Annotated in this window: 17 protein-coding genes; 12 read left to right on the top strand and 5 right to left on the bottom strand. The window is 72.4% G+C overall.

Going from position 1 to position 12131, the window contains the following annotated elements; genetic code table 11:
- The first annotated feature begins 142 nt into the window (after positions 1 to 142).
- A complete protein-coding gene (locus tag ACWD6N_RS36130) occupies positions 143 to 721 on the top strand; it encodes a DinB family protein (RefSeq protein WP_354966696.1) in 579 nt (192 codons plus the stop codon).
- Positions 722 to 839: 118 nt separating this feature from the next.
- On the opposite strand, the gene ACWD6N_RS36125 is transcribed toward ACWD6N_RS36130, so the two are convergent.
- Positions 840 to 1196: a MarR family winged helix-turn-helix transcriptional regulator gene (locus ACWD6N_RS36125; RefSeq protein WP_450006507.1), complete on the bottom strand. Its 357-nt coding sequence runs from the start codon at positions 1194 to 1196 to the stop codon at positions 840 to 842.
- Between the two features lie 43 nt (positions 1197 to 1239).
- On the opposite strand from ACWD6N_RS36125, the gene ACWD6N_RS36120 reads away from it, so the two are divergent.
- On the top strand, positions 1240 to 1845 hold the full coding sequence (locus tag ACWD6N_RS36120; protein WP_450006505.1) for a YdeI/OmpD-associated family protein: 606 nt from the start codon (positions 1240 to 1242) through the stop codon (positions 1843 to 1845).
- Between the two features lie 16 nt (positions 1846 to 1861).
- A complete protein-coding gene (locus ACWD6N_RS36115) occupies positions 1862 to 2344 on the top strand; it encodes a hypothetical protein (protein ID WP_450006503.1) in 483 nt (160 codons plus the stop codon).
- 260 nt (positions 2345 to 2604) lie between these two features.
- Here the strand turns inward: ACWD6N_RS36115 and ACWD6N_RS36110 are convergent, their stop codons facing one another.
- From ACWD6N_RS36110 to ACWD6N_RS36100, 3 genes are all read right to left on the bottom strand, one after another.
- Positions 2605 to 3849, bottom strand: a complete 1245-nt coding sequence (locus ACWD6N_RS36110) for a hypothetical protein (protein WP_450006501.1) — start codon at positions 3847 to 3849, stop codon at positions 2605 to 2607.
- Positions 3850 to 3915: 66 nt separating this feature from the next.
- Positions 3916 to 4431: an NUDIX hydrolase gene (locus ACWD6N_RS36105; RefSeq protein ID WP_450006499.1), complete on the bottom strand. Its 516-nt coding sequence runs from the start codon at positions 4429 to 4431 to the stop codon at positions 3916 to 3918.
- The gene (locus ACWD6N_RS36100) at positions 4424 to 4855 is read right to left on the bottom strand and encodes an OsmC family protein (protein ID WP_450006498.1); all 432 of its coding nucleotides are present in this window, start codon (positions 4853 to 4855) and stop codon (positions 4424 to 4426) included. The genes ACWD6N_RS36105 and ACWD6N_RS36100 overlap by 8 nt, the downstream gene beginning before the upstream one ends.
- Before the next feature lie 95 nt (positions 4856 to 4950).
- On the opposite strand from ACWD6N_RS36100, the gene ACWD6N_RS36095 reads away from it, so the two are divergent.
- From ACWD6N_RS36095 to ACWD6N_RS36080, 4 genes are all read left to right on the top strand, one after another.
- Positions 4951 to 5442 (top strand): type II toxin-antitoxin system PemK/MazF family toxin, encoded by a 492-nt coding sequence (locus ACWD6N_RS36095; RefSeq protein WP_354966689.1) that lies wholly within the window; start codon positions 4951 to 4953, stop codon positions 5440 to 5442.
- Positions 5443 to 5540: 98 nt separating this feature from the next.
- Positions 5541 to 5882: an ArsR/SmtB family transcription factor gene (locus tag ACWD6N_RS36090; RefSeq protein ID WP_450006497.1), complete on the top strand. Its 342-nt coding sequence runs from the start codon at positions 5541 to 5543 to the stop codon at positions 5880 to 5882.
- Positions 5866 to 6339 (top strand): SRPBCC family protein, encoded by a 474-nt coding sequence (locus ACWD6N_RS36085; RefSeq protein WP_450006496.1) that lies wholly within the window; start codon positions 5866 to 5868, stop codon positions 6337 to 6339. The genes ACWD6N_RS36090 and ACWD6N_RS36085 overlap by 17 nt, the downstream gene beginning before the upstream one ends.
- 54 nt (positions 6340 to 6393) lie before the next feature.
- Complete coding sequence (locus ACWD6N_RS36080) at positions 6394 to 7410, top strand: phosphotransferase enzyme family protein (RefSeq protein ID WP_450006494.1); 1017 nt, start codon at positions 6394 to 6396, stop codon at positions 7408 to 7410.
- A gap of 45 nt (positions 7411 to 7455) precedes the next feature.
- On the opposite strand, the gene ACWD6N_RS36075 is transcribed toward ACWD6N_RS36080, so the two are convergent.
- Positions 7456 to 8106 (bottom strand): GGDEF domain-containing protein, encoded by a 651-nt coding sequence (locus ACWD6N_RS36075; protein ID WP_450006492.1) that lies wholly within the window; start codon positions 8104 to 8106, stop codon positions 7456 to 7458.
- A 264-nt stretch (positions 8107 to 8370) separates the two neighbouring features.
- On the opposite strand from ACWD6N_RS36075, the gene ACWD6N_RS36070 reads away from it, so the two are divergent.
- From ACWD6N_RS36070 to ACWD6N_RS36050, 5 genes are all read left to right on the top strand, one after another.
- Positions 8371 to 8610, top strand: coding sequence for a DUF397 domain-containing protein (locus ACWD6N_RS36070; protein WP_354966685.1), 240 nt, complete (start codon positions 8371 to 8373; stop codon positions 8608 to 8610).
- Between the two features lie 195 nt (positions 8611 to 8805).
- Positions 8806 to 9639 carry a helix-turn-helix domain-containing protein gene (locus ACWD6N_RS36065; protein WP_450006509.1) on the top strand — a complete coding sequence of 278 codons (834 nt, stop codon included), beginning with the start codon at positions 8806 to 8808 and terminating at the stop codon, positions 9637 to 9639.
- 167 nt (positions 9640 to 9806) lie between these two features.
- Entirely contained in the window at positions 9807 to 10871 is a 1065-nt protein-coding gene (locus tag ACWD6N_RS36060) for a LacI family DNA-binding transcriptional regulator (protein ID WP_450006490.1), read from the top strand.
- Positions 10872 to 10873: 2 nt separating this feature from the next.
- Positions 10874 to 11077, top strand: a complete 204-nt coding sequence (locus ACWD6N_RS36055) for a hypothetical protein (protein WP_450006488.1) — start codon at positions 10874 to 10876, stop codon at positions 11075 to 11077.
- A gap of 110 nt (positions 11078 to 11187) precedes the next feature.
- Positions 11188 to 12131, top strand: a 944-nt coding sequence (locus tag ACWD6N_RS36050) for a serine/threonine-protein kinase (RefSeq protein WP_450006486.1), incomplete at its 3' end; no start/stop codon positions are given.

Genomic DNA, 12131 nt, shown 5'->3' with positions numbered 1-12131 from the left:
TGCCTCAAGACCCGCTCAATCTACGACGAACACAAGGCCTGGGCTCACCACAGCACAGCAGCCGCTTGACATTTTGAATCCTGGGATGTCTGCCGCTCTGGGCGGGCACACGGGGCATTCCGGCGGTGAGATCCTGGGCGGCATGACAGACCTCGACGCCAAGGCGAATCTCCATCGGTACCTACGGGAGGCACGCGAGGCGCTGCTCGGGAAGCTCGACGGGCTATCGGAGTACGACGTACGGCGCCCGCTCGTGCCGACCGGTACGAACCTGCTCGGGCTGGTCAAGCACGTGGCCTCGGTGACCGCCGGGTATTTCGGCGAGGCGTTCGACCGACCCTTTCCCGAGCTCGTCGCGGGTCTGAACGAGGACGCCGAGCCGAACGTGGACATGTGGGCCACAGCCGACGAGTCCCGCGACGACGTCATCGGCCTGTGGCACCGAGTCTGGGCACACGCAGACGCGACGATCGAGGCGCTCCCGATCGACGCGCCCGGCTCGGTACGGTGGTGGGGCCAGACGCCGGTGACGCTGCACCTCATCCTCGTGCACGTACTCGCCGAGCTGAACCGGCACGCCGGGCACGCCGACATCGTGCGGGAACTGGTCGACGGCCAAGTCGGCTGGCGGCGGCCCGGCGACAACGTGGTCGAGGGCGACGAGGCATGGTGGGCCGCCTACCGCGAGAGGCTGGAATCCACCGCCCGCGAGTTCGCCTGAGGACGCGAGCCTCGCGCTGTCAGCGACCGCAATCACGTGAGCACCGCAGAGCCGGGCGTTGGACGAGCCGCCGCCGAGCCCTGGCCGTCGTCCTCGACTCGGCAGGCATTCCAGCGGACTATGCGGGCGGCGGATTCCGCGGCCAGGCGTCGACGAATCGCTTCAGGAGAACAGCGAGGCTGTGTGACTCCTCGGCGGTGAAGCCGGCGAGCGCCTCGGCGACGCTTTGTCGCCGACTCTCGTTCATTTCGGCGACAGGCTTCCGGCCTCGGGCGGTGAGCCGGATCAGGGCGTACCGCGAGTCGTCCGGAGCAGACTCCCGCTGGATGTACCCCTCATCGAGCAGCTCCGTTGTCAGCCGGCTAGCGCGCGGCCGGTCCACTCCGATCATGTCGGCGATCTGAGATATCGACAAACCCGCACGGGGACTGTTGAGCGCGTCAAGGTAGCGGAAGCGTGCGGCGTTCGTGCGCATCCGCCCCAGCCGGCAGCCCGACGAGGCGGGTTAGTCTGCAGTCATGGCGAACGCGGAGCTGGACGAGTTGATCGTCGCGGACGCCGACGCGCTGCGCGTGTGGATGTCGGCCAACCACACCACGTCGCCCGGCGTCTGGCTCGCCCTGACCAAGAAGGGCGGCACAGTCACGACCCTGACCTGGCAGCAGGCGGTCGACGAGGCCCTGTGTTTCGGCTGGATCGACGGGCAGGCCCGTAAACGGGACCAGGAAACCTCGTGGATCCGGTTCACCCCTCGCAGGCCCCGCAGCTCCTGGTCACAACGCAACGTTGCCCACGTGACCCGGCTGGAAGCGCAGGGACGAATGCTGCCCCCGGGCCGCGCAGCGATAGAAGCCGCGAAAGCGGACGGACGATGGGCGGCCGCCTACGCCCCACCGTCGGAAGCCGAAGTGCCGGCCGACCTACTCGCCGCCATCGCCGCCGACTCCGCCGCCCACGCCATGTTCGACGTACTCACCAAAACCAACCGGTTCGCTCTCATCTACCGACTCAACGCCGTCAAACGGGCGCAGACCCGCGAGCGAAAGATCGGCGACTTCGTTGCCATGCTGGTCCGTCACGAGACGATCTACCCACAGAAGGCCAAGCCTCCGAACTCGCCGTAACCACTATCGTTCTGGCATGGTGACCAAACCATCCGTTGCCGTCGCTGCGGCCTTCCTCGCGGACGGGCCTGCAGATGGCGCCGACCTCAGCCTGTTTGGACAGTTCGCCGGATCGTGGGCGCTGGACTGTACCGAGTACAACCCCGACGGGTCCTCGGCTGATCGTCGAGGCGAGTGGCACTTCGGGTATGCGTTGGGCGGGTGGGCAACCACCGATGTCTGGATCCTGCCCGGCGTCGAACATGGCGTCAGCGTGCGATTTCCCGATCCAGCAGCCGGTGCGGGTGTCTGGCGCTCGACGTGGGTGGGACCGGGCCGGCGTCGGACACACACCTTCCTGGCATCTCGCATCGGCGAGGAGATCGTGCTCGACGGCGACGATCTGCGCTGGACCTTCTCCCACATCGAGACCGACGAGTTCCGCTGGCGGAACGAGGCACAGCAGCCCGATGGCACGTGGCGGCTTCAACAGACGTTCCGAGTTTGGCGGCAGGCCTGACTTCTCGCTCGCCGTCGCGAAGAATGACGCCTCAGGCCTGCGTGTCTGGCCCGGTGGCCCGCAGTGCCCCGGCGAGTGGCCCGCCGCGGGCTTCGACGGCCGCGAGTACCTCCCGGCAGGTCCAGTCGAAGGTGCCGGCGAGGACGGACCAAATCGAGGGCCACCAGCGGCCCAAGGGTCTCGATCATCGCCCGTACGGCCTGCGGCTCTATTGGCGCACCCGAAGCGCCCGGCCTTACGGGCGCAGGGAACGCCCTGGCTCAGACATCGGCCTCCGGCAGTTCCTCCGGCTCGGCGACCCACCCGGAGAAGACCGGCACTCCGTGCCACGGCCCTGTCGCGCCGTCGGCCCGCCTGTCGGTGGCGACCGCGACCACCGCGTACGGGTGGCCGAACCGCAGCTCGGCGGTGCGGGCGACGCCCTCCGGCGGCATGCTGGTCAGCTCGAACATGCCGGTGACCGCCGCGGCCTCGAAACCGTACCGGCCGAACCGGGCCATCGCCGCCTGCCGGGCCTCGAAGTCCTGCACCGGCAGGGCCAGCGCCGTCGCCAGTGCCGCCGACGCGGCCGGGAAGCCGAGTGCCGGCGCGCTCAGGTCGTGTTCGCTCCGGGCCGACCAGCAGGGGAGCACCGCCAGGTGCCGCTCCTCGCGGCCGTCGCGGGCCCGGGTCCGTACCCGTTCCTCACGCAGCGTCCACAGCGGAGCGTCGCCGAGTGGCAGCTCGAACAGCGAGCGACGGCCGGCCGGCTCGGCGCCGTCGGCGGCACCGGCGCTGAGCTGGTACGCGGCGGCCAACACATCGGCCGGCGGCACGTGCGGCGCCGCGGCCACCGAGAGGACCACCAGCCCCGCGCCGTCGGCCACCTGAGCGGGCGCGGCGTGCACGATCACGTCACCGGCCCGCCCGGTCGAGAGAATGGCGCCCCGGTGACCGCGGCGCGGGCTGCGCAGCACCCGGCGCAGCCGGCCCGCCCAGGCACTGCCCGGGCCGAGCGCGCCGGCGTCGGCGACCTCGAACGGATCCGCCCAGGAGATCCGGGTGGCCAGCGCGCTGGCCAGGGCCAGCACCACGTCCGGCCCGACCCGCAGCGGGAACCTCTCGATCAGGCCGAGGGTGTGCTCACGCGCCCAGGCGTCCAACCCGGCCTGGTCGGGCAGCGGGCCGACCTCGGTCGTCGCGGGCAGTGCCGCCCGCCAGTCGGCCGACCCACCGCCGCCCTGACCCGGCCGGTGCCAGAGCGCGGTGGCGGACGCGACCAGCGGATGCGGCGCGTCCAGCAGCGCGCGGGCGACCTCGGCCGCGCTGGTCAGGTCGGTGCCCAGGGCTTCCGCCAGCCCGTCGGCCGCTGGACGGTTCGCCGGGCCGGGTTTGGTCGTGGTCGTGGCGCAGAGCGCGAGCAGGAGCCAGGCGCCGAGCGGTGAGGCGACGTGGTGCTCGGCGCCGATCTCCGCGTGCAGGTTGTCGGCGTACCGGGACAGCGGGCCGTGCAGGTCGCTCGTCATGCCTCCACTCTGCCCCAACCGCCGCGCCGGGGCATGGGGCCGAGTCGGCCACCTGCTGCACCTCGGTCACGAGAACAGCTCGAACGGCTCGTCGATCTCCTCGCCGGCCAGGAAGGGCGTGATCAGGTGGGGGAGCTGTCCCGGGTAGAAGCGGGCTGAGCTGGCCACCACCTCGGGCAGCGGCCACCAGCGGAAGCCGAAGTAGTCCTCCAACTCGTAGTCCAGTCGGTCCGTCTCGTCCACGTCCGGACCCGGGCCGTCCAGCCGTACCGTGACGACCACCTCGTCCTGGACGTGGCGCAACTGCCGGTGCCGGAAACTCGCCCGCCGACGCCAGGCAGGCGCGCCCACCTGCTCGGCGGTGACCGCGATGCCGGTCTCCTCGCGCAGCTCCCGCACCGCCGTGTCGCGGTACGTCTCCCCGGGGTCCATGCCGCCGCCGGGCAGCTCCCACCAGGTGCCCAGCCGGGGGTGGTCCGGGTCGCGGGTGTGGAACAGCAACACCCGGTCGGTGTCGTCGAGGACCACCACCCGCACGGCACGCCGTTCGAGGATCGGCAGGTCGCGCGGCAGCTCAATCATCGGTTCCCCGCACTCCGGCGACCTCGGTGCGACCCAGGCGTACCGGGGTGCCACCGCGCAGGGAGTTGGGGATCTCGGCGATCGCGTCCACCCGCTCGACCAGAGCGCGGAGCACGTCCGGCGGGGCGTCGCCCTCGACCCGGACGTCGTACCGGACCTCGCCGGACACCGCCGGCTCGCCGGTGAAGTCGCCGCGCACCGTCACCTCGACCCGGTGCAGGTCGAGGCCGGCCGCCCGCGCCTCGCGGAACAGGTCGTTCGAGACGCAGCCGGCGACCGCGAGGTAGAGCAGTTGACCCCCGTTGAACCCGAGCCCGCCGCCGCCGGCGTCCGCCGGACGATCCACCACCAGGGTGTACGCCCCGGCGGACCCGAGCGCCGTCGCGGTCCCGGGGAGAGTGCTGGTACGCACCTCAATGGTCACTGGCAACACCTCCGCGTCGTCCCGCTGCCGGGCACCAGTCTGCCGCAGCGCCGCCCGCTCCGGCGGCCGGCGCGGGGACCGGTAGGCTGCCCGCCGTGGCTGGTCTGTTGAGGAACGTGGCGGCGCGCATCTCTCGGGTGGGCGCGGTGATCCCCTCACCGCGACGTCCCGGGCCGGCCCCGGCGCAGGTGGCTCGCCGTCGTCAGGTAAGCGCGTTGCAGCGGCGCGAGCTGACCTACGCCCCGGAGCGGGACGGCCAGGCCGACCCCGGGGAGATCGTCTGGACGTGGGTGCCGTACGAGGACGACCCCCGCCAGGGCAAGGACCGTCCGGTGCTGGTCGTCGGACGGCACAGCCGGACGCTGTTCGGGTTGATGTTGTCCAGCCAGAGCGAGCGGGACGGCCAGCGGCACTGGTTCGCCCTCGGGCCCGGTGACTGGGACCGGGACAACCGGCCGAGCTGGGTCCGGTTGGACCGGGTGCTCACCATGCGCGAGGACAGCATCCGCCGCGAGGGCGCCGTGCTGGACCGGCCCCGGTTCGACCGGGTCGGGCAGGCACTGCGCGCGGGCTACGGCTGGCGCTGACCGCACGCGAGTTTCCGTCGAAGGGTGTTGACGCAGCTACGCTGGGCTGTATATTCAACCTAGCGGTTTACAAGCCAAATGGTTGAGAGCGACACCTGATGACAGATCCCACCAGCGCCGTGTTCGCCGCCCTCGCCGATCCGACCCGTCGGGCCATCCTGGCCCGGCTGGCGACCGGCGAGGCGACGGTCAACGAGTTGGCCGAGCCGTTTCCGATCAGCGTTCAGGCGATCTCGAAGCACCTCAACGTGCTGGAGCGCGCCGGGTTGATCGTGCGGACCCGCGAGGCGCAGTGGCGTCGCTGCCGGCTCGACCCGGCCCCGCTGCGCACGCTGGCCGAATGGGTCGAGCAGTACCGCCGGCTCTGGGACGACCGTTACGACACATTGGACGACTACCTGCGCGACCTGAAGGAGACCAGCCGTGACCAAGCCCCGTGACCTCGCCATCGACATGCCGTCCGACCGGGAGATCACCCTCACCCGTTCCTTCGACGCCCCGCGCGAGCTGGTCTACGCCGCGCACACCCAGGCCGAGCACCTGAAGCACTGGTGGGGGCGGGGCAACCCGCTGGACGTCGAGATCGACTTCCGGGAGGGCGGCAGCTACCGCTTCGTCGAACACGCCACGGACGGCAACGCCTACGGCTTCCGCGGTGAGTTCCGGGAGATCGTCGTGCCGGAACGGATCGTGCAGACCTTCGAGTACGAGGGCATGCCCGGTCAGGTGGCGGTGGAGACGCTGGTCTTCACCGAGACCGACGGACGCACCACCGTCACCGGCACCACCCGGTTCGACACCACCGAGCAGCGCGACGGCATGGCCGAGTCCGGCATGGCTGAGGGCGCCGCTGAGTCGTACGCCGCACTGGACCGGTACCTCGCCACCCTGCGCTGACCCGGGCCGGTTTTCGGGTGGGCCGGGCCGCCCGGCAGGTGGCATGGTGTGCCGGTGATCGAGGACGCGACGCGGCAGGTGGCCCGGTGGGTCCGTACGGACTTCGGCCTCGACCTGACCCGCATGAACGAGGTGACCCACGGCGCCGACCAGCGCGCCCGGCTGTGGCTGGCGCACGCCGCCGACGGCACCCGGTACGCGGTCAAGCTGAGTGGCGGCGGCACTCCGGCCGGCCTGGTCGTGACGGCGCACCTGGCCAGCCAGAAGGTGCCGGGCATCCCCGCGCCGCTGCGCACTCTCGACGAGCGCCTGTACGGGGACCACGGCGGCCACCGCCTCTCGGTGGTGCCGTGGGTCTCCGACCAGCGGGCGCTCGACGGCCCGATGACCGACGCGCACTGGCGCGGGTACGGCGAGCTGCTGGCCGCGGTGCACGCGGTGCCGGTGACCGACGAGCTGATGCGGCTGCTGCCGCCCGGCGGCGCGGCGTACCCGGGGATCGTGGCCGCGACCCGCGCGACGGCCCAGCGGTTGCGCGAACCTGGCCGGGCCGACCCGGCCGGTCCGCCGGTCGCCGAGCTGGCGGCCGTCTGGGCGGCGGTGGCCGACCGGGTGTCCACATTGGCTGCGGAGGTCGAGCGCCTCGCCGCCGGCCGGCGCGAGCGGCCGGTGGTGGTCTGCCACGGCGACCCGCACCTCGGTAACCTGCTGCTCGGGCCGGATGGCCAGGTCTGGCTGATCGACTGGGACGACGCGGTGCTCGCCCCGCCCGAGTGCGACCTGATGTTCGTCACCGACGGGGTGCTCGCCTTCGCGCCGGTCACCGCCGACCAACGCGCGGCCGTCCTCGCCGGCTACGGCCGGGTCGACATCGACCCGGTCGGCCTGGCCTGGTTCCTCGCGGTCCGTGCGCTCGACGACCTCACCGACTGGACCCGCCAGGCGTTGGATCCGGATGCGGACGCGGCCGACCGCGCGATGGCGGCCCGGATCGTGCGCGGACTGGTATCGCCGGTCGGTCTGGTCACCCTCGCCGACGCGGCGCTGCGTGACCTCGGCCGGCCGAGTTGAGCGCGGCACCCGCCCGGACGGATGTGGCCGCGGACGCCGGAGCGGTCAGCGCTCGGCGAGGCGGACGCTGTCCACGAGCTGGCGGGGCGACCGGTTGCCGCCCAGGCTCTTCGCCTGGTACATGGCCGCGTCGGCGCGGCTGAGCGCGTCGGTGAGCTGGGCCGGGCCGGTCACAGGGGCGAGCCCGACGGAGGCGGTCACCTGAACGCTGACCCCGCTCAGGCGGATCGGGGCGGCGACGGTCTCGGCGAGCCGCCGGGTGGCGTGCTCGATCCAGCGCCGGTCGATGGTCGGGCTGGCCAGCAGCCCGGCGAACTCGTCCCCGCCGAGGCGGGCGACAAGGTTGTCCCCGGCGAAACCGGCCAGCCGCTCGGCCACGCTGATCAGCACCTGGTCGCCGGCCGCGTGCCCGTACCGGTCGTTGATCTGCTTGAAGTCGTCCAGGTCGAGCACGATGGCGATCAACGGCTGCCCGGCCGCGTCGGTGAGCAGGGCGGCCGCGAGGCGGTAGAAGGCACGCCGGTTGGGTAGCCCGGTGAGCGGGTCGTGGCTGGCGGCGTGCCGCTCGGCGGCGAGTTCGGCCTGGAGGTGCCCGATCTCGGCCTCGGCGCGCAGCGCCCGCCGCCGTAGTTGCCACGAGGAGAGCAGTGCGCCAGCAGCGCAGATGCCGGAGGCGACACTCATCGGATCCGGCACGAACCCTCCCATCGCCGCGATCGCCTCCAGCCGTCGGCCGACACGACGCGCGCCGCGTCGGGCCCGGTTTTCCCTTATCGATGCCCATGCAGATAACTCAACGTGCACGAATACGCACCGATCTTGTGCGTTATCATGCTCGCCGTCCGGTGCAGATGCAATAGCAGATGCACGTGCAGCACCGTCCGATGTCGATACCGCACCCCTCGCCGTCACCGCTCCTCCCACGGCCACCGGCGGGCTCGTGAGCAGAAAGACGCCCTCATGCAGCAGCCACCGAACGGCGTTCCGATCCATCAGTTGCCACCGCTGAGCTGGAAGAAAAGTCGCCGCAGCAACCCCAGCGGCAACTGCGTGGAGCTCGCTGAACTGCCCGGCGGAGCCGGCATCGCGCTCCGCAACTCCCGACATCCGGAGGGGCCGGCGCTGATCTACACGGTGGATGAGATCGCCGCCTTCGTGCTCGGCGCGCGTGACGGCGACTTCGACCATCTGATCAACTGAGCGACCCTCGGTGGACAATCCCGGGGACGGGACTGATCTACCGGTCCGGAGGAGTTCACCTCACTGTCGGTCCATGGCATGCTTACACGTCGGCCGGGCCGGGGCGCCCGACCACGCTGGTCGGTGTCCGGAGGTCCGCACGTGACGAAGGTTCCCGCCGAGGGCGGCCCGACAACCGGGCCGACCGTGCTGCGCATGCTGCTCGGTGCCCAACTGCGCCGGCTGCGGGAGTCCAGCGGCGTGACGCGGGAAGGCGCCGGCTGGGAGATCCGGGCCTCCGAATCCAAGATCAGTCGGATGGAGCTGGGCCGGGTCGGCTTCAAGGAACGCGACGTGGCGGACCTGCTCACGCTCTACGGCGTCAGTGACGAGCAGGAGCGCGACGCGCTGCTCAAGCTCGCTCGGGACGCCAACAGCCCCGGTTGGTGGCACCGCTACGGCGACGTCCTGCCCACCTGGTTCCAGTCCTACCTGGGCCTGGAGGCGGCGGCGGCGCTGATCCGCACCTACGAGGTGCAGTTCGTGCCCGGCCTGCTGCAGACCCGTGAGTACGCCCGAGCCGTCGTGCTGCTCGGGCACGGCGCGGCCGGTCCGGCCGAGCTGGACCGGCGGGTCGCCCTGCGGATGCAGCGCCAGCAGTTGCTCCACAGGGAGCGCCCGCCGCAGCTCTGGGCGGTGGTGGACGAGGCGGCGCTGCGCCGCCCGATCGGCGGTGCCGACGTGATGCGCGGTCAGCTCACCGCGCTCATCGAGGCGACCAAGTCGCCGAACGTCCGCCTCCAGGTCATCCCGTTCGCCGCCGGTGGTCACGCGGCCGCCGGCGGTGCGTTCACCATCCTGCGCTTCGGCGACCAGGAGCTGCCCGACATCGTCTACATCGAACAGCTCACCAGCGCCATCTACCTGGACAAGCGCGACGACCTGGATTATTACGCGGTGGCCATGGAGCGGCTCTGCGTCGAGGCCGAGCCGCCGGAGCGCACCCCGGAGATCCTCGGCCGCCTGCTGGAGGACCTCTACCCAGCCTGACCGCCGTCGGGGCAGCGCCTGAGGGTGTCCCGGCCCCGGTCGGTGCGCTGCTTCTGGTTCCTCCCCGCCACCGGAGGAGCCCGGCCGACACCTGGGTATTGACCGCCGCTGACCCGTCCGGCTAGTCTCTGTATCGATACAGACTGGATCGATACAGAGGGGTGCCGGTGAAGCCAACCCTGCAAGCCGTGGCGGACGCCGTCGGCGTCTCCCGCAGCACGGTGTCCAACGCCTACAGCCGCCCCGACCAGCTCTCCGCGGCGCTGCGCGAGCGGATCCTGGACGCCGCACGGCAGCTCGGCTACCCGGGCCCCAACCCCACCGCCCGCTCCCTGCGCCGCGGGTTCGTCGGCTCGATCGGGGTGCTGTTCACCTCGCAACTGTCGTACGCCTTCACCGACCCGTTCGCCGTCCGCTTTCTCGCCGGGGTGGGTGAGGCCGCCGAGCGACACGGCACCAGCATGCTGCTGGTGCCACTGGCCCGGGCAGAGCTCGACGCCCGTCGCGCGGTGGAGAACGCCGCGGTCGACGGGTTCTGCGTCTACTGCGTCGCCGACGAGGAGTGGGCCCTGGATGTGATCCGGGCCCGCGGGTTGCCGTTCGTCAGCACGGCCGCTCGCGACGACGCCGGCCCCGACGAGCGGTTCGTCGGCATCGACGAGCGGGCCGCGGCCCGCGGCGTCGCCGCGCACGTCGCCGGCCTCGGCCACCGCCGGGTGGCCCTGCTCGCCGACTCCGTGCTGCCCGACGCGCCGGCCGGCCCGCTCACCCTCTCCGGGGTCGACCAGGCGCCGCACCCGACCACCCACGGCCGGCTCGCCGGGTTCGCCGACGCGTTCGCCGAGGTCGGCGTCGACTGGGCCGAGCTGACCCTGGTCAACGCCCCGGGTAACAGTCGCCAGGCCGGGGCGGCGGCCGTCGCCGGGCTGTTCGACCGGCCGGCGCCGCCGACCGCCGTGCTGGCCTGCTCCGACGTGCTCGCCCTCGGCGTCCTGGACGCGCTGGCCGGGCGACCGGCTGGCGACCGTCCGCCGGTCTCGGTGACCGGCTTCGACGACGTTCCCGAGGCCGCCGCGGCCGGCCTCACCACCGTCCGGCAACCGGCCGAGGAGAAGGGCCGGATCGCCGCCCAACTACTGCTCGACCCGCCCGCGGACGCCGCGGCCGGTCATGTGCTGCTGCCCACCGCACTCGTCGTCCGGACTTCCACCGGACCTGTCCCGAGGAGTTGACCATGGAACACCCCACCGGATACCTCACCGCCCTCGACGCGATGAACCGCCACGTCAACTCGGCCCGACCGAACGCGCCGGTCCAGGTCGAGCGAGCCCGCCCGGCGCTGCTCGCACCGACCCGGCGGGCCACCGCCATCGCCCTGCGCCGGCTCGCCGACCGGATCCAGCCGCGACCGCTGCCCACCGCCACCACCTGCTCCTAGCCGACCAATAGGCTATTTCGGCACGTACGGGAGAAGTGGGTCGGGACCGGGCGGCGCGGGTGGTCGAGGGGAGCGCGGCCAGGCAGACTGGTGAGGCCATGTCGCCCTTCATGCCCACTCTCCGTCTCCACGACCGCTACGTACTGCACGAGCGGATCGGTCTCGGTGGCATGTCCGAGGTGTGGCGGGCCGACGACGAGGTGCTCGGCCGGCCGGTCGCCGTCAAGGTGCTCGCCGGGCAGCTCGCCACCGATCCGCAGCTGCGGGCCACCATCCAGCGCGAGGCCCGCGCGGCGGCCCGGCTCACCCACCCGCACGTGACCCAGGTGTACGACTACGCCGAGGCGACGCTTGCCGGCGGCGCCGTGGTGCCGTACCTGGTGATGGAGTTGGTCGAGGGGCACAACCTGGCCGACCGGCTGCGGACCGGGCCACTGCCCTGGCCGGAGGCGGTGCGGGTGGCCGGGCAGATCGCCGCCGCGCTGGCCGCTGCGCACCGGATCGGCGTGGTGCACCGCGACGTCAAGCCGGGCAACGTCATGCTCACCGACACCGGCGCCAAGGTGCTCGACTTCGGCATCGCCGCGCTCGGTGGCCCGCAGCACACGCTCGGCGGCCAGGCGGGCGAGCCGCTGATGGGCACACCGGCCTACTTCGCCCCGGAGCGGCTGACCGCCGGCCCACCCGACCCGGCCAGCGACGTGTACGCCCTCGGCGCGCTGCTCTACCGCACCCTCACCGGTCAGGCGCCGCTGCCCGTGCAGAGCTGGGAGGACGCGCTGGAGGTGCACCGGCGGGGCACCCCGGTGCCGCCGTTGCGGGTGCTCGGCCTGCCGGCCGACATCGCCGAGCTGACCGTCGCCTGCCTGGCTGCCGACCCGGCCCGCCGACCCACCGCCGCGCAACTGGCCACCCGGTTCGGCGCCGGCCAGCCGGTCGAGCCGCCCACCGAGCTGCTGCGCATCCTGCCGGCTGCCCACTCGGCCCACCCGCCCACCCTGATCGATCGCTCGGCGGCCCGCCCCCAACCCGCGCCGACCGGTGCCGCGCCGCG

The organism is Micromonospora sp. NPDC005163, assembly GCF_053599835.1.
The sequence above is the reverse complement of the archived record's forward strand: the minus strand, read 5'-3'. Positions and strand labels throughout refer to the sequence as shown.